Source organism: Achromobacter sp. F4_2707 (assembly GCF_047501535.1).
Taxonomy (GTDB): domain Bacteria; phylum Pseudomonadota; class Gammaproteobacteria; order Burkholderiales; family Burkholderiaceae_B; genus Yanghanlia.
Genome location: NZ_JAZDRJ010000010.1, coordinates 1 through 16,576, shown reverse-complemented (window position 1 = coordinate 16,576; position 16,576 = coordinate 1). Strand labels below are relative to the sequence as shown.

Annotated in this window: 17 protein-coding genes; 11 read left to right on the top strand and 6 right to left on the bottom strand. The window is 57.3% G+C overall.

Annotation, left to right across the window (positions count from 1 at the left end; genetic code table 11):
* Nucleotides 1–5 precede the first annotated feature (5 nt).
* The 3 genes from VRY85_RS10735 to mmsB are packed head-to-tail and all read left to right on the top strand — an operon-like array spanning nt 6 to nt 3,213.
* Complete coding sequence (locus VRY85_RS10735) at nt 6–1,160, top strand: acyl-CoA dehydrogenase family protein (RefSeq protein ID WP_414598591.1); 1,155 nt, start codon at nt 6–8, stop codon at nt 1,158–1,160.
* Nucleotides 1,157–2,293, top strand: coding sequence for an enoyl-CoA hydratase/isomerase family protein (locus VRY85_RS10730; RefSeq protein WP_414598590.1), 1,137 nt, complete (start codon nt 1,157–1,159; stop codon nt 2,291–2,293). The genes VRY85_RS10735 and VRY85_RS10730 overlap by 4 nt, the downstream gene beginning before the upstream one ends.
* A gap of 29 nt (nt 2,294–2,322) precedes the next feature.
* On the top strand, nt 2,323–3,213 hold the full coding sequence (gene mmsB, locus VRY85_RS10725) for a 3-hydroxyisobutyrate dehydrogenase (protein ID WP_414598589.1): 891 nt from the start codon (nt 2,323–2,325) through the stop codon (nt 3,211–3,213).
* Between the two features lie 27 nt (nt 3,214–3,240).
* On the opposite strand, the gene VRY85_RS10720 is transcribed toward mmsB, so the two are convergent.
* On the bottom strand, nt 3,241–4,212 hold the full coding sequence (locus tag VRY85_RS10720; protein WP_414598588.1) for a YgfZ/GcvT domain-containing protein: 972 nt from the start codon (nt 4,210–4,212) through the stop codon (nt 3,241–3,243).
* A gap of 110 nt (nt 4,213–4,322) precedes the next feature.
* On the opposite strand from VRY85_RS10720, the gene mltG reads away from it, so the two are divergent.
* From mltG to VRY85_RS10695, 5 genes are read left to right on the top strand one after another with little or no spacing between them, the layout of a single operon-like run.
* A complete protein-coding gene (gene mltG, locus VRY85_RS10715; RefSeq protein ID WP_414598587.1) occupies nt 4,323–5,330 on the top strand; it encodes an endolytic transglycosylase MltG in 1,008 nt (335 codons plus the stop codon).
* Nucleotides 5,330–6,037: a dTMP kinase gene (tmk, locus tag VRY85_RS10710; protein WP_414598586.1), complete on the top strand. Its 708-nt coding sequence runs from the start codon at nt 5,330–5,332 to the stop codon at nt 6,035–6,037. Before mltG ends, tmk begins: the two co-directional genes overlap by 1 nt.
* A complete protein-coding gene (gene holB, locus VRY85_RS10705) occupies nt 6,034–7,098 on the top strand; it encodes a DNA polymerase III subunit delta' (protein WP_414598585.1) in 1,065 nt (354 codons plus the stop codon). The genes tmk and holB overlap by 4 nt, the downstream gene beginning before the upstream one ends.
* A gap of 35 nt (nt 7,099–7,133) precedes the next feature.
* Nucleotides 7,134–7,916, top strand: coding sequence for a TatD family hydrolase (locus tag VRY85_RS10700; protein ID WP_414598584.1), 783 nt, complete (start codon nt 7,134–7,136; stop codon nt 7,914–7,916).
* Entirely contained in the window at nt 7,913–8,710 is a 798-nt protein-coding gene (locus tag VRY85_RS10695; protein ID WP_414598583.1) for an ankyrin repeat domain-containing protein, read from the top strand. The genes VRY85_RS10700 and VRY85_RS10695 overlap by 4 nt, the downstream gene beginning before the upstream one ends.
* A 14-nt stretch (nt 8,711–8,724) precedes the next feature.
* Here VRY85_RS10695 and VRY85_RS10690 read toward each other — a convergent pair whose 3' ends face one another.
* Together VRY85_RS10690 and VRY85_RS10685 are read right to left on the bottom strand one after the other, a co-directional pair.
* The gene (locus tag VRY85_RS10690; protein WP_414598582.1) at nt 8,725–9,537 is read right to left on the bottom strand and encodes an RsiV family protein; all 813 of its coding nucleotides are present in this window, start codon (nt 9,535–9,537) and stop codon (nt 8,725–8,727) included.
* 24 nt (nt 9,538–9,561) lie between these two features.
* Nucleotides 9,562–10,047, bottom strand: a complete 486-nt coding sequence (locus VRY85_RS10685) for a glutathione peroxidase (protein WP_414598581.1) — start codon at nt 10,045–10,047, stop codon at nt 9,562–9,564.
* A gap of 103 nt (nt 10,048–10,150) precedes the next feature.
* On the opposite strand from VRY85_RS10685, the gene arsC reads away from it, so the two are divergent.
* Nucleotides 10,151–10,495 (top strand): arsenate reductase (glutaredoxin), encoded by a 345-nt coding sequence (gene arsC, locus VRY85_RS10680; protein WP_414598580.1) that lies wholly within the window; start codon nt 10,151–10,153, stop codon nt 10,493–10,495.
* 83 nt (nt 10,496–10,578) lie between these two features.
* Nucleotides 10,579–11,916 carry an NAD(P)H-dependent oxidoreductase gene (locus VRY85_RS10675; protein ID WP_414598579.1) on the top strand — a complete coding sequence of 446 codons (1,338 nt, stop codon included), beginning with the start codon at nt 10,579–10,581 and terminating at the stop codon, nt 11,914–11,916.
* A gap of 154 nt (nt 11,917–12,070) precedes the next feature.
* On the opposite strand, the gene azu is transcribed toward VRY85_RS10675, so the two are convergent.
* Nucleotides 12,071–12,517 carry an azurin gene (gene azu, locus VRY85_RS10670; RefSeq protein ID WP_414598578.1) on the bottom strand — a complete coding sequence of 149 codons (447 nt, stop codon included), beginning with the start codon at nt 12,515–12,517 and terminating at the stop codon, nt 12,071–12,073.
* 224 nt (nt 12,518–12,741) lie between these two features.
* Nucleotides 12,742–13,815 (bottom strand): YeiH family protein, encoded by a 1,074-nt coding sequence (locus VRY85_RS10665; RefSeq protein WP_414598577.1) that lies wholly within the window; start codon nt 13,813–13,815, stop codon nt 12,742–12,744.
* 152 nt (nt 13,816–13,967) lie between these two features.
* Between VRY85_RS10665 and VRY85_RS10660 the strand changes: the two genes are divergently transcribed.
* Nucleotides 13,968–14,921: a LysR substrate-binding domain-containing protein gene (locus VRY85_RS10660; RefSeq protein WP_414598576.1), complete on the top strand. Its 954-nt coding sequence runs from the start codon at nt 13,968–13,970 to the stop codon at nt 14,919–14,921.
* Nucleotides 14,922–14,956: 35 nt separating this feature from the next.
* Here VRY85_RS10660 and VRY85_RS10655 read toward each other — a convergent pair whose 3' ends face one another.
* The gene (locus tag VRY85_RS10655) at nt 14,957–16,348 is read right to left on the bottom strand and encodes an L-serine ammonia-lyase (RefSeq protein WP_414598575.1); all 1,392 of its coding nucleotides are present in this window, start codon (nt 16,346–16,348) and stop codon (nt 14,957–14,959) included.
* Nucleotides 16,349–16,576: the final 228 nt, after the last annotated feature.

Sequence of the window (16,576 nt, the reverse complement as noted above, 5' to 3'; positions counted from 1 at the left end):
TCAGCATGGATTTTCGTTTGAACGACGAGCAGCTTGCTTTTGCGGAGGCTGCTCGCGAGTTCGCGCTGGGTGAACTGGCACCGAACGCAGCGCATTGGGACGCCGAATCAATTTTCCCTCGGGAAACCTTTCAGCGCGCCGGCGCTTTGGGTTTTTGCGCCATGTATGCGCCGGAATCCATAGGCGGCCTGGGCCTGCCCCGGCTTGATGCCACCCTGGTCTTTGAAGAAATGGCCGCATGGGATCCTTCCACCACCGCCTTTCTCACCATTCACAATATGGCCACTTGGATGGTCGGCACCTGGGGCACAGAAAGCATTCGCGAACACTGGGGGCCGCTGTTGTCCTCGGGTGAAAAGCTGGCTTCTTATTGCTTGACGGAACCCAATGCAGGCTCCGACGCCGGTTCGCTACAAACCCGCGCCGAACGGCGTGGCGCAGGCTATGTGCTGAATGGTTCCAAAGCCTTTATTTCAGGCGGCGGCGATACCGACCTGCTGGTCGTCATGGCGCGCACGGGCGGAGCGGGGCCGCGGGGCGTTTCGGCTTTTGTCGTGCCTGCAGACACCCCAGGAATCACTTACGGGCGCAAGGAAGACAAAATGGGCTGGAACAGCCAGTCCACCCGGCCCATTACCTTCGAGAACGTTGAAATTCCCGCTGAAAACCTGCTGGGTGAGGAAGGGCAGGGCTTTGTGTTCGCCATGAAAGGGCTGGATGGCGGGCGCATTAATATCGCCACATGTTCGGTTGGCGCCGCGCAAGGCGCCTACGACGCGGCCCGGCAATACATGCATGAACGCGAACAGTTTTCACGGCCTCTGGCAACGTTCCAAGCCCTGCAATTCAAGCTGGCTGACATGCTGACCAATGTGGTTGCCTCGCGGCAGATGGTTCGGCTGGCAGCCAACATGCTGGATACACAGAACCCGCAAGCCAGCGTATATTGCGCCATGGCAAAGCGCATGGCGACCGACCTTGGGTTTCAAGTCTGCCTGGATGCGCAGCAATTGCATGGCGGGTATGGTTACCTTAAGGATTATCCGCTGGAACGCCTGGTGCGCGACACGCGCGTGCACCAGATACTGGAAGGAACCAACGAGATCATGCGCGTCATTATTGCGCGCCAGGTCCTGGATAACGGAGTAGACATAAGATGATGAACGATGCGGATTCGGTGCTTTTCGAGGTTTTAACGACAGGCCGACTGCAAGTGGGAGTTGCCACGCTCAACCGTCCTCGCACACTTAACGGGCTGTCTCTGCCCATGTGCGAGCTGCTGTACGACAAACTGATGGCCTGGGCTAACGACCCCTCCATCGCCTTCGTCATCCTGACAGGCGAGGGCGAAAAAGCTTTCTGCGCGGGCGGCGATCTGCATGGTATTTACGATTCCATTCTGAATAACGAGACCGGCAATGCCTGGGACAACCCCTACACACGTCGTTTTTTCGATATCGAGTACCGGCTTGACTACCTGATTCACGACTACCCCAAGCCCATTCTGTGCTGGGGTAACGGCATTGTCATGGGTGGGGGCGTAGGCCTTATGGCCGGAGCCAGCCACCGTGTCGTGAGCGAAACCACACGCTTTGCAATGCCGGAAATCTCCATTGGCTTGTTTCCCGACGTAGGCGGAACGTGGCTGCTGTCGCGCCTGCCGGGCGGGGTTGGCCGCTTTCTTGCGCTGACAGGCGCCCAATTGGGTGCTGCCGACTGCCTGTTCTTAGGCCTAGCCGATCACGCACTAGCATCGGCTCGCTGGCCGGAATTCATTGCCGCCGTGAAAAAAGCAGGCTGGCATGACGAAGCCGATCAGAACGCGATTGCTCTGGACGGCATTCTGAAAGCCATGGCCATGCCCATTCAAGACATGGGGCCGCTGCGCCGGCATTACGATGCCATCCGTGAAGTCAGCGATGGCAACGATTTCGAAGCGGTTTGCAATGGCATTGCCCGTTTTGCCAACCATTCCGACCCCTGGCTGCAAAAAGCCGCCGCCACATTTACTGCCGGTTCGCCGGGCTCTGCACGGCTGTCATTCACACTGCTTGAGCGAGCGCGCCTGCTGTCGCTGGCCGATGTTTTCAGGCAGGAATATATCGTTGCGCTGCAATGCGGCGTGCAAGGCGATCTTCAGGAAGGCATCCGTGCACTCTTAATCGACAAAGACCGGCAGCCGCGCTGGAACCCCGCCACGCTGCAAGAAGCAACAGCCCCATGGGTGGAACGCTTCTTTGAGGAGCCCTGGCCTGTCGGCGATGGACATCCGTTGGCAGACCTTGGCAGCTGAATCAACACCGTAATAAGGGAGACAAAAAAATGAGTCGTATCGCTTTTATAGGCCTGGGGAATATGGGTGGCCCCATGGCCCAGAATCTGCTCAAGGCCGGTTTTGAACTCGCCGTCTTTGATCTTGTGCCCGCCGCAGTGCAGAGTTTGGTCGATTCTGGTGCAGCGAGCGCGGCCTCGGCAGAACAGTGCGTTCAGAACGCTGAGGTTGTGATATCCATGCTGCCTGCCAGCCGCCATGTTGAAGGGCTATACCTGGGTAGCGAGGGCCTGCTGGCCAAGATTGCCCCGGGAACACTGGTCATTGAGTGCAGCACGATTGCGCCAGAATCTGCGCGCAAGGTGGCCGCAGCGGCTGAGCAAGCGGCTATCCGCATGATAGATGCTCCCGTATCAGGTGGCACAGGCGGCGCCGTGGCAGGAACCCTGACCTTCATCGTAGGAGGTAAAGCCGACGACCTCGCAGCTGCAATGCCTTATCTGGAAAAAATGGGAAAGAACATTTTCCATGCGGGGGACTCAGGCGCGGGGCAGGTTGCCAAGATCTGCAACAACATGCTGCTTGGCATTCTTATGGCGGGCACGTCTGAAGCGTTGGCATTGGGCGCGGCCAACGGCCTTGACCCCAAAGTTCTGTCAGACATCATTGCCAAGAGTTCCGGCCGCAACTGGGCGACCGAACTCTACAACCCATGGCCGGGCGTCATGCCCGATGTACCCGCTTCCAAAAACTACGCGGGCGGCTTCGGGGTGGATCTCATGCTGAAAGACCTTGGCCTGGCCGCCGAAGCGGCCCTGCACGCCGGAGCCTCCACACCGTTGGGCGAGCTGGCTCGAAACCTGTATTCCTTACACAGTGCAGGCGGGAGCGGCGGCCTGGATTTTTCCAGCATCGTTAAGCTGTACGAACGTAAAAAATAGGCCGCTTCCCTTACTGTGTTCGCCCGGTTACTGGCCGCCCCCGGGCTCCAGGGAATAGGGCAGAGGCTGAAGAACAATAGCAGGGCCTTCTGCCGACAGTGCACGGAAATCAACCTGGCCGACATCGTTCAGGTTGATTTCCACAAACAGATGCCAGGTGTTATCTTGCCCCGATTCCGCTTTGAGGCCGGCAGCATTAATAATGCGCCCGGCTGGTGCGTTTGGCCGCCCGGCATCGAAAACATCCATTCCTGCCTGCAATGCCTGGCCGTCAGGCAGGCGACAAACCGCCGACATGCCGCGCCGCTTAACGGCGCCCCGGTAGTGTGCACGCGCAACAACTTCTTGGCCGGGATAACAGCCCTTGGTAAAACTTACGCCGCCGTTCAGGTCGTAATTCAAGCTTTGCGGAATGAACAGCTCGACATTGGACTGCTCAACCCAGCCCAAGCCTGCCTGAATATCCTGTGCCTGCCAGGCTGCCCTATTACCCAGATCCAGCCCCAGTTCGGCTGCCAAACTGGAAGGGGCGCTTTCCGGCCCCGCCACCAACCAAGTGCGCCTAAGGGTGTCAGAGCCTGTCGGCGCCGTAATCAATACCCGTTCACCCTGGCGCTCAAGCGCCCAAGCGGTGTCACCGCCCTCGGGCGCCGTTGGCACTGCCTGGCTGACGCCATAGACTTTAAGGGAAGCCATTTCAAAGTTGACCTTGGCGCGCAGCACAAACATACGCAAACGCTTGAGCATGGCTTCTGTTGCATCGGCCTTGGCCAAGGCCAGAAAAGGGCTGTCGGGCGCGGCGGTTTCACGCCAGAGCACCAAATTACCCAGCATACGCCCCTTGGGGTTACAGTAGGCCGCCAAGCGGGCGTGATCGGAGCCCATGCCGGAAATATCATTGCTCAGTTGCGCATGAAGGAACTCAATGGCGTCTGCACCGGTGATGCGAATCACCGTGAGATCGTCCAGAGAAGCGAGAAAACCTTTGGATTGAGTCATAGTCTGGGTGGCATCCTTAAACACAAATTGGCGTCCGACGTTTATGATAACGGGCTTTGCCCGCATAGACCCGTGCCAGTGGCGCCATGTCGGCGTTACACTATGAACAGATGAAAAAATTCAGCATTATTGTATTGTCGCTTGTCTTGGCGGTTGCCATGGTCGGCGCTGGTCTGTCCGCCTATGCTTGGCATTGGTCTCAGAAGTCCGTCGACATGGACGCCGAGCGCATTCAATATACCGTAGTGCCAGGCAGCGGTTTGCGTGGCATCGTTCATGCCATGCAGCAGGCCGGTATTGATATCCACCCTGACGCCTTTGTGGGGCTGGCACGCCTGACCGGCCTCGATAAGCAAATCAAAGCCGGCGCTTATGAGGCGCAGCGCGGTGATTCTCCCCAGCGGCTGCTGGAACGCATGGCGCGCGGCGAAATGGTTCAATCCCGCCTGACACTGGTGGAAGGTTGGACTTACCAACGCATACGCCAGGCCTTGCGCGAATCGCCGAATATTCAGCAGACTTTGCAAGGCGTCAGCGACAAAGAACTTCTCAAGCGTTTGGGCTCAGAACACACTCACCCAGAAGGGTTGTTTCTGCCTGACACCTATGTCTTTGTGCCTGGCACCAGCGACTTCGATGTCTTGCGGCAAGCCTACCAGGCACAGCAACAGCTTTTGCAGAAAGCCTGGGAAGAACGCAACCCCGATCTACCGCTCAAAACCCCCTACGAAGCTCTGATTCTGGCTTCCATTATCGAAAAAGAAACTGGCATGACAGACGAACGGGCCCGGGTATCCGGCGTTTTCGTCAACCGCTTAAAGCGTGGCATGCTGCTGCAGACCGACCCGACTGTTATCTACGGCATGGGCGACCGCTATCAGGGCCGCATCCGCAAGCGTGATCTGCAAACCGACACCCCGTGGAATACCTATACACGAGCCGGTTTACCGCCCACGCCCATTGCCAGCCCCGGCAGGGCGTCCCTGCATGCCGCGCTGCACCCTGAAGAACACGCTTATTACTATTTCGTCGCCCGGGGTGACGGCAGCAGCGCGTTTTCCACCAACTTGCGCGAACACAACCGCGCGGTGGCTAAATATATCTTGGGAAGAAAGTAATGACGTCCTCGCAGAACCCGGCTCAACCCGGCGCTCCACGGGGCTTCATGGTGGTTTGCGATGGCAGTAACGGAGCGGGCAAAACCACTCTCATACAACACCTGCGCGCTCACCTCGAAGGCCTGGGTTTTGAGGTGGTGGTGACCCGCGAACCAGGCGGCACGGCCATTGGTGAAAAAATCCGTGAAATCCTGCTTAGCCCTGATTCCCCGGAAATGTGCGACCTCACCGAACTCATGCTGTTTGGCGCGGCGCGTGCCCAGCATTTGCGTGAAAAAATTCTGCCCGCGCTGGCCGCTGGCAAGGTTGTGCTGTGTGATCGTTTCGATTCCGCCACCATCAGTTTTCAGCATTATGCGCGGGGGTTGGACCTAACCCTGGTCGAGCGTATCAATGCTCTGGCGCTGGATGGTTTTCAGCCCGATCTCTATCTGATACTTGATCTTGATCCCGCCATAGGTTTGTCCCGCGTCCAGCAGCGCGGCGAAACGCTGGATCGCATGGAAGCCGAGCAATTGGCTTTTTTGCAGCGTGCCCGCGACGGCTACCTGAAGCAAGCGGAGCAGCACCCCCGGCGTTTCAGGGTGCTGGACGCACGTTGCGATGCACAACAAGTGGCCGCTGAAGCCATTGCGCTGGTGAATGAACTCGCGCAAGCCGCCCATTCAGGCCTGTCTGGCGAGCTCAAGCATTGGCAGGAAACATGAGCACATTGGCCCAGTTTCTCCCCTGGCAACAAACCCTTGCAGCCGAATGGCTGGGCGAACGTGAGCGTTTCGCTCATGCCTGGCTCATTCACGGTCTCGCCGGCATAGGAAAGCGTAGTTTCGCGTTGGCTGCCGCCGCTGCCTTGCTGTGCGAAGACCCGCAGCAGGGTCAGGCCTGCGGCGCATGCCAGGCTTGCCGCTGGTTGACGTCGGGCAACCATCCCGACTTTCGCCGCGTGCGCCCCGAAGCCGTAGCGGTGGAAGAAGGCGAGGTTACTGAAGAAAGCAGCACCCAGGCTAAGAAGAATCCTTCACGCGAGATTCGGGTAGAACAAATACGAGCCTTATCCGGCTGGTTCAACACGGCCACCCACCGGGGCGGCTGGCGTGTAGCGGTGATCTACCCAGCACAAGCCATGAATCACATTACCGCCAACGCCTTACTTAAGGTGCTGGAAGAACCGCCGCCACGCACTGTGTTCTTATTAACGACAGATGCGCCTGACCTGCTTCTGCCCACGATTATTTCTCGTTGCCGCCGTCTGCCTTTGCCTGTACCAGCCTTTGATGAAGCGGCTGACTGGCTGCGCAATGAAGGCGTGAAACAACCTGCTGACTGGCTTGCTGCGGCCGGGGGCGCACCTTTACGCGCCTTGCAGCTTTCACAGACCGGCGAAGCGCCATGCCCGGCATGGCTGCAAGGTTTTTTGGGCGCACTGGCGGCAAAAGGGGATCACACAGACAATAGCGCCTGGCTTGCCACCGCCGACGCCCTCGATGGCACGGACCCGGCACTCTGGCTGGATACGCTGCAGCGACTGTTTGTCGACCTTTCGCTGGTGGCCGTAGGAGCCAGTCCGCGTTATTTCCCGGCGCAGGCACACGCCATGCAAACCATTGCCGGGCGCACCACGCCCGCCATGCTTTCCGCAGCAGTAAAATGGTTAACTGAGCAACGCGCTATTGCGGGTCACCCCCTCAGCCCCAAGCTCTTCATCCATAGCGTATTGCAACGCTGCGCACTGGCCTGCGGTTCACGAGCCTCCGCCGGCAGCACTTAAACTCCTCTTCTGCTTTTGCACTTTTCCTTCTTTATATGTTTGTTGATTCGCATTGCCACCTGGACTTCCCCGAGCTCGCCCAGGACCTTCCTCAAATCCTGAGCAATATGGCCGAAAATCGTGTCGGCCATGCCTTGGTCGTGGCGGTCAGCAAGCCTGAATGGGGCCGTATACTCGATATGGCCGCTGCACACAAAGAGCTTTATGCCTCAGTGGGCGTGCATCCTGATTACAAAGATACGGAAGAACCCAGCGTTGAAGACTTGCTGCAAGCAGCTCAAAACCCAAAAGTCGTGGCCATTGGTGAAACTGGCCTAGATTATTATCGCGGCAGCGAACCCTTCGATTGGCAGCGTGAACGTTTCCGGGTGCACATTCGAGCCAGTCGGCAATGCGGCTTGCCGCTCATCATCCACACTCGTTCGGCAGCGCAAGATACCTTGCGCATCATGGCGGAAGAGGGGGCGAACGAGCCCGGCGGCGTCATGCATTGTTTTACAGAGAGCTGGGAAGTGGCTCAGGGTGCACTCGACCTGAACTTCTATATTTCGTTTTCCGGCATCGTGACTTTCCGCAATGCGGTGGAATTACAGGAAGTGGCAAAGCGGGTTCCGCTTGAGCGTATGCTGATCGAAACCGACGCGCCGTTCCTAGCTCCTGTTCCGTATCGCGGCAAGCGCAATGACCCATCAAAAGTACGACATGTAGCGGAGAAGATTGCCGATTTACGGGGTATCTCCGTGGCTGAAGTCGAAGAACGGACCACAGCCAATTTCTTTGATCTGTTCAGCAAAGCCGCAGCGGCCCGACACTCATGAAAACACATCCATTTCCCCTTTCCCGGCTCCGCCTCAAACTCATCAGCGGCGTAGCCGCCGCGGCATTCAGCCTGGGGGCGCACGCAGCGCCTGCCGCGTCATGGTGGATTGATGTCGTGAATGATCGCGGCAGCAATGTGCGCGAGCAGCTGGCGCGCGGCACCGACCCTAATGCCTTGGATGCCGAGCAGTTGCCAACCTTAATGCTGGCCATACGCAGTGGCGCGTGGCAGGTGTACGATGCTTTGCTGGCTCACCCCGACATACAAGTCGAGATCCAGAACCAGCATGGCGAAACGCCGCTGATGTACCTCGCTTTATTGGGGGAAACAGAGCGTGCAGCGGCCTTAATAGAGCGGGGCGCTCAGGTTAACAAGCTGGGATGGACGCCTTTGCATTATGCTGCGTCACGCGGCCAAGCCGACACGGCCCGCATGCTGATCAAAAAAGGCGCCATTGTGAACGCGCCAGCGCCCGACGGCACGACTGCACTGATGATGGCAGCCTATGCGGGCAGCCGTGAAGTCGCGCAGCTTCTGTTGGATAATGGTGCGGACGCAACGGCAGTCAACCTGAACAAGAATACCGCCGCAGACTGGGCGCGCGAGCGCAATCACACCCGTCTGGCCAGCGAGCTTGACGAAGTCGCGCAGCGCACGCAGGCACGACGCGAGGGGCGGCCTGAGCCACAACCTGTGAAAACGCCTGAAGCGCCTGCTCCTGCCGCCAGTACGACTGAACCCAGCGGTACCTCGCGCTATTTTGATTTGGATCGCTTCGAAAGAGAAGATTAAGGCATGTGGCAGGATCAACCTGCTCGCATGGACAGATAATCTACCCTCAACACCCCGTCCAGTTCACGATAGGGAATCAGCAGTTCAGGCTGGCCGTAGGAATAGGGTGCGAGTTGATAAGTGTCGTATTTCACGACAATGCCTTGGTCAGTGAAGGCATAGTTCTCGCTGGGCTGGAAAGGCCAGAGCCGGGCCCAGGCATCGGGGTCTGATTGCGCGTCCGGCTGTCGGGCCAGCCATTGTGCATGGGCGCGTTGTAATGCCGTATTAAAGGCGGGTTTTCCACCCGGTACCAAAATTTGGTCGAGCGGCACGAGCGTACGCCTGGCGTTGTCCCAGTTCAAAAACTGCGTCGCCCCCACGCCATGGGCTGCACCCGTGAAATACTGCCAACTATCTAATTCAATAACAGTCAGAAATTTGCTGCGGTAACGCAGCTTGGCTGCCAGCATGACGCTATCCCGAGAGCCGGCAACCTGCCAGAAATACTCTTCGAACTCATTGATATCGTCGTAAGGCGGTGTGCTGGTATCACTCGTGCCCGTCATCATCGCCAAGGCATGGTCGACCAGGTTAGTGAGGTCTGGGTGGCCGGCGAATACCAGCGTATTGACTTCGAGTGTCGGGCAGTCGCCCTGGCAACCCGGCTTGCTACGCTCCCATTTGATTTCCTGAGCGAACAGGCCGTCGCGGCTGCTGATTTCGTCTGTCGCGTCGGGAATCAGGGTGATGTTACGTGCCGGCCCACTCGCGCATCCGGCAACAAGAGCGGCGCTTAAAAACGCTAGAGCAGGGCGGGCTAAAGCATTGAGTGTTATTTTTCGCATAAGCTCAAATCGTAGCAGAGAGGGTCAGGATGCGAGGGCGCGCTCAATTTCCTTGCGCAAGCTTTCCGGCTTGGCGGTCGGCCCCAAGCGCTGTATGACACGGCCTTCACGGTTTACCAGAAACTTGCTGAAGTTCCACTTGATACTTTCACTTCCCAGAATGCCTGCCTTCTGGCTTTTCAGCCAAACGTACAACGGGTGAGCGTTCGGGCCGTTCACTTCAATTTTTTCAAATAAAGGGAAGGTAATGTCGTAGCGCGAGGCGCAGAATTCCGAAATCGCTTTGGCGTCGCCGGGTTCCTGGCGGCCAAACTGATTGCAGGGGAAAGCCAGCACCGCGAAACCTTGGTCTTTGTAGTCGCGATACAGTATTTCCAACCCAGCGTATTGAGGCGTGAAGCCACATTCCGAAGCAACGTTAACGATAAGTAGCACTTGACCGGCGTAGTCGGCCAGGGCCACTTCGTCGCCATGTATGGAACGGGCAGAAAAAGAAGAGATCGTTTCCATGAATAAGCGTTGGACGTCAATGCCTTAATTTACCATTCTGCGGCAAGCGTCGCGCCGCGCTCTGATAATATGCACGCACCTTCAAGTTTTTTCAGGAATCAGCATGGCAGTTATCTATCACAACCCCCGTTGCGGAACATCCCGAAAAGTCCTGCAAGCCTTGCAAGAACATGGCCACGAAGTGGAAGTGATCGAATACCTCAAACATCCGCTCAAACGCGATGCCTTGGCAAAAATGATCGCAGCTGCCGGGCTGAGCGTGCGCGAAGCCGTGCGCAGCAAGGAAGCGCTGTACACAGAACTGGGTCTGGATGCCCCTTCGGTAGACGATGAGACCCTGTTGCAGGCCATGGAGAATCACCCCATACTCATGAACCGGCCGTTTGCTATCACAGACAAGGGTACGCGTCTGTGCCGGCCTGCTGAAGTCATCGAAGAAATTCTTTAAGCATCCCGGGTTGCCTCCAGGCGGCCCGCACAACAATAAAGTAGAAACCGGCCTGCATTCGCTGGCCGGCTCGGAGACAAAAAATGAGTCTGTATGCGCAATTGCGAGCGCGCGAAGCCGCCGGTCGCCCGATTCGCGTTGGTCTGATCGGGGCAGGGAAGTTCGGTTCCATGTATCTGGCGCAAATACCCCGAACGCCTGGCCTGCATCTGGCGGCCATCGCCGACCTCTATCCTGAATCTGCACATCGCAATCTTGAGCGCGTGGGCTGGGAGACGGGACGCGCCGGAGCCGACAACTTGGATACCGCTATTTCTCAGGGTACGACCTGGGTGACCGACGACTGGCAGGCAGTCGTCAGCGATGAGCGCATCGACATTGTTGTGGAATGCACCGGCCACCCCATTGCAGCGGTGGATCACTGCTTGCAAGCATTTGCTCATGGCAAACATGTGGTCAACGTCACGGTAGAAGCCGACGCGTTTTGCGGCCCCTTGCTAGCTCGCGAAGCGGCGCAGGCGGGGGTAGTGTATTCGCTGGCTTATGGTGACCAGCCCGCCCTGATTTGTGAGCTGGTCGATTGGGCACGAACCTGCGGCTTTCCCGTTGTTGCCGCAGGGCGCGGCCATAAGTGGCTGCCGCATTTCAAAACCTCCACGCCCGAAACCGTTTGGGAGTACTACGGTCTGACACCCGAACAGGCGCAACGCGGCGGTTTAAACCCAAAAATGTTCAACAGCTTTCTCGACGGTTCCAAGCCCTCCATCGAAAGCGCCGCAGTGGCCAACGCTACGGGCTTGGGCGTGCCGTCTGGCGGTTTGCTTTATCCCCCAGCCAGTATTGCCGACATCCCCTTTGTCACCCGCCCCACGTCTGAGGGAGGGGTTCTTGAGCGTAAAGGCATGGTGGAAGTGGTGTCCTGCCTGGAGCCGGATGGTCGTAGCATTCCTTACGATATCCGCATGGGGGTGTGGGTGACGGTAGAAGGAGAAACTTCCTACATCCGCCATTGCTTCGAGGAATACAACGCCCACACCGACCCGAGCGGCCGCTATTTCACGCTGTACAAACGCTGGCACCTTATCGGGCTGGAAGTGGGGATGTCTGTCGCATCGGTGGCCCTGCGTGGCGAAGCCACGGGCACGCCGTCCGAGTGGGTGGCCGATGTCGTTGCCACCTCAAAGCGCGCACTCAAGCAAGGAGAAGTCCTGGATGGGGAGGGCGGCTACACCGTATGGGGGAAATTGCTGCCAGTAGAGCGTTCGCTGGCTTTAGGGGCCGTTCCCTTGGGGCTGGCCCATGACGTGCGCCTCAAACGGGACGTGGCAGCGGACGCAGTCATTACCTGGGATGATGTAGAGATGGACACCAGCACCCGCGCCTATGCGCTGCGGCGGCGCCTCGAATCCATGCATGTTTAGTCAGGATTCCATGGCATCCTAAGACAAACCTATGCCATCCTGGGCAAACGATTCAGAGCAACCGTAAAAACAACTGCGCCCCAGAAATCTGGATATTGATCCAAACTCTGGGGCGCAGCGGTTAAAGGCAGTATTCTGCCCAGCAATCAGTGGCTTACTTAACCACGACCTTGCCGCTCATGATGGCCCAGTGGCCAGGGAAGGAGCAGAAGAAATCGTAGTCGCCGCCGGCGGTGAGGTCAGCAGTCTTGAAGGTGACGGAAGCCGTTTCGCCGCCGCCGATCAGGGCGGTGTGAGCGATGACGCGAGCGTCGTCAGGCTTCAGGTAATCATTAGCGGGGCCGGCCGACGTGGCGTCGTTGGCAACGGCTTGACGATCTTCAGCCTTGGTGATGACAACGTTGTGACCCATTGCAGCCTTGGGCAGCTTGCCTACGTGCTTCAGGTTGACCGTGAATTCGTCGCAGGTCTTGTCTACCACGATTTCTTTGGTGTTGAACTGCATGGCATCGTTGCCTTCAATGTCGGCGGAGCAGTTTGCTGCCATGGCAGGAACAGCCACGAGGGACAGCAGTGCAGCGAATGAGACTTTTGCGAACATAGGTAGATCTCCCTGTCGTATCAAATAGCACCCTCACGAGTCAGGATGTCCTCGCTTCAAGGGCGACCGTGTAATTACGAATCGATTAATTATGCGGCACTAGTGGAAAGTACGTATTGATCTGCATCAATAACGGCTCGCCACCATGCCTAGGCTTCGCAACAAGAAGTGAGAAGCAAACAGCGAACCTGAGCCTATTTTACGCCTTCGGGTGCGCCTTAAGATTAGAGCAAGTAAGAGATCAGCAGATTCAAGCCATAGCCTCCCAACAGCAGGAAGAGAAACAGCACGCCTGCCAGAGCCAGTGGCGCAGCGCCTGCTTGGCGGATGGCGCTGACATGTGTGCGCAGGCCTAGCGCAGCCATTGCCATGGCCAACAGCACTGTACTGATTTCTACCAGCCCTTGCGCAATTTGGGGCGACACAAAGCCTGTGGAGTTGAGTCCAACCGCCACGACAAACCACACGGCAAACCAGGGTAGGGCAGGCGCAGCCGGTTTGGTGGCGCTACTGGCCGCACTCTTGTTGGCTCGACGCTGAACCCACCAGGACACCAGCATCAAGAAGGGCGCCAACATCATCACGCGCAGCATTTTTTCCACTACGGCCGTACCGGCTGCGACTGGCCCGACAGCATCGCCCGCAGCTACGACCTGAGCGACTTCATGCACCGTAGAGCCTATGAATACACCGAAAGCGTGTTCTGACATCCCCAAGTAAGGATAGAGCAGCGGGTATAAAAACATGCTGATGGTGCCAAACACCACTACGGTGGCGACAGCGACTGAAACCTTGTGCGCGGGCGTACGGGCGATGGGTTCCATCGCCATGACCGCTGCCGCCCCACAGATAGCGCTGCCTGCACCAACCAGCATGCATGTCTGGCTATCCATTTTCAGAATGCGTCTGCCTACAGCCATGGCCAGCCCATAGACAGAAAAAATGATAACAATATCCAGAACAATGCCCGCTGCTCCTACCGCAGCAGCTTCCTGAAACGTAAGCCGGAAACCAAACAGAATAATTCCCAGCCTAAGCAGCCTAGCCTTGCAGAAGTCGACACCGGCACTTGTATGGGGAGCAATACGGGGAAAAACCGTGTTTCCCAGCACCATCCCCAGCACAATGGCGAAAGTAAGAGCGCTCAAGCCCACGCTTTTCATGCTTTCAAGCTTGGCCAGCCACAGGCCGCCACTGGCAATGGCGCCAGCCAGCGCCAGCCCTGCCCACCATGAACCGCCAGGCCAGTTGAAAAGCCGGCTGGTCGGAAGCGTTGGGTTTGAGTGGTGCGTGGACATAATGGGGCAGATCAGACAAACAATGTATCAACAGCATACGTAGCGGCATCCTATAAGTCGAATGCATAATATTCACCACCTCATAACTTTTAGTTAAACTAAGTGTTGCTCCTGCGGTGAGCGGGCGGCTTATTCTCTATTCAGCGATTTATATGCGACTCAATCTGCACTTATTACGTGTCTTCCATCATGTCGCGCGGGAAGGCAGCTTCTCGGAAGCCGCACGCCAGCTCTGCATCAGCCAGCCTGCCGTTTCCAAGGCCGTGTCTGAGCTGGAGCGTCAGCTCGATACGATGCTGATTGAACGCACGCGTGTGAAAAAAACCGGGCCAAGCCTGGCACTAACCGATGCAGGGCTGGCACTAAATGCTCATGCCCGGGCAATATTCTCTTTAGAACACGCAGCTATTGAAGACTTGCAGGCCCGCAGTGGCCTTAAACGGGGCGAACTCATCATCGGTGCCAGCACCACCATAGCCAGCTACTGGCTGCCGCGCTATTTACAGAGTTTTTCGCGCCTCTGGCCGGACATTGTCCTGAAAATCGTAGCAGCGAATACGCAAACTATTGTTGAAGATCTCTACGATTGCCGTCTGGACATGGCACTGGTAGAAGGGCCGGTGCAAAAAGAAGGGGTGGCGTACTACCCCTGGAAGGAAGAACGGCTGGTTATTGTGGCGCCACCGGGCTTTTTCCACACACAGCCTGAAGCGGTCATAGCGGAGCTCAGGCCGGTGGCTAGCGCTCAGAAAACCTTGAGGGTGTCTGAACGCGACTTATGCGATAGCACTTGGTTGATGCGAGAAACAGGTTCAGGCACACGCGAAGTGGTGCTAGACCTTTTAGAGCGGCAAGGCATGCAACCGCGCCGCACAATTGAAATCGGCAGCAACGAAGGGATAGCTCGAGGCGTGGCGGCCGGGCTGGGCGTTGCAATGCTGCCTTTTGCTGTGGTGGAGGACCTGCTGCTATTAGGCCGGCTGATAGAACTCCACATAGACGGCATGCCCGGGTTGTCGAGATCGCTTTATCGCCTAGAGCGTAAAGACCGGCCCACCAGCCGCGTAGTGGGCGCTTTTCTTGATGTCCTGAGTCGTCCCGCGTAAAGGTTCTGCAGGGGCTGGCGTCACGCATTGGTGACCTAGCATTCGACAATATTCACCGCGAGGCCGCCCTGAGACGTCTCTTTATATTTACTCAGCATGTCTGCACCGGTTTCACGCATGGTTTTGATCACTTGATCAAGGCTGACATTGTGCGTACCGTCGCCATGCAAAGCCATACGGGCGGCATTGATAGCCTTCACCGCCGCCAAGGCATTGCGTTCGATACAAGGTATTTGCACCAGCCCGCCCACCGGGTCGCAGGTTAAGCCCAGATGGTGCTCCATGCCGATTTCAGCGGCATTTTCGACCTGTTCGGGCGTTCCGCCCAAGACCGCACACAAGGCGCCCGCCGCCATGGAGCACGCCACGCCGACCTCTCCTTGGCAGCCGACTTCCGCCCCTGATATCGAGGCATTTTCCTTGTACAGAATACCAATGGCTGCAGCCGTCAGCAGAAAATCTTCTACGCCTCGGCTGGACGCGCCTTCGATGAAGTGCCAGTAGTAATGCAGCACAGCCGGAATAATGCCAGCGGCGCCATTGGTTGGCGCGGTCACCACCCGACCACCGGCGGCATTTTCTTCATTGACCGCCAAAGCATAGAGATTGACGTAATCCATGATAGTCAGTGGGTCGGCCCCGTCGTGCCCGCCACGGGCTTCCAGCCGCCCTAGCAACTCCGGAGCTCGGCGCCTGACGTTGAACCCTCCCGGCAATACACCAGCTGTTTGGCAACCCCGCTCGACACAGGCTTGCATGGTTTCCCAAATACGTTGCAGCCCGGCAATGGTTTCCTCCTCGGGCCGCCAATGCGCTTCGTTGGTTCGCATGAGATCGGCTATGGAGCACGAGTACTCTTCACATAAACGAAGCAGGTCTTCGCCGCTACGAAAAGGGCGGGGCAGTTCTGCCATATCAGGCAAAGCAGGGGGCACAGCCCCCGGTTTTCCGTCGATGTCACCTTGCACCACAAACCCGCCGCCCACCGAATAATAACTGCGCTCCAGCAGGGCTACGCCGTTATGCCCGTATGCCACGCAATGCATGCCATTGGGGTGAAAGGGCAGGGTTTCGGACGGCAGAAATAGGATGTCAGAGGTTTCGTTGAAGTGGATTGGCTGTGCCCCTAGCAGAACAAGAGTTTGCTGGTCGCGCATTTCCGCCAACATGGATTCCACCAACGACACATCGACGATTTCCGGGTCGTGGCCAGCCAGCCCAAGCATGACGGCGGTGTCAGTGCCGTGACCTTTCCCCGTGGCGCCCAGCGAGCCATAGAGCTCAACCACCACGCGGGCGATGTCGGCGCCCGAAGCCTCAGCCAGCAAGGTTCTGGCAAACATCCGGGCAGCCCGCATGGGGCCCACTGTGTGGGAGCTTGAAGGGCCGATGCCTATTTTGAAGATATCGAAAACGCCAATCGCCATGTATGTCTCGCCATTTAGGTATAGGTATAGGTTTAACCAATCTTAGCAATGACATCACCACTACGCCTAATTGTGTATTTTTTCCTAGATATGAAATAAATTGTGTATGCAAGAAACGCATAATACATTGCAATCCTTGAAAAAAATAACATTTTTCAGTTGGTTTATTGTTCCATATATGGCAGCAGCAACTATTCAATCTCTTGATTTATTATAGTTCTATGGAAC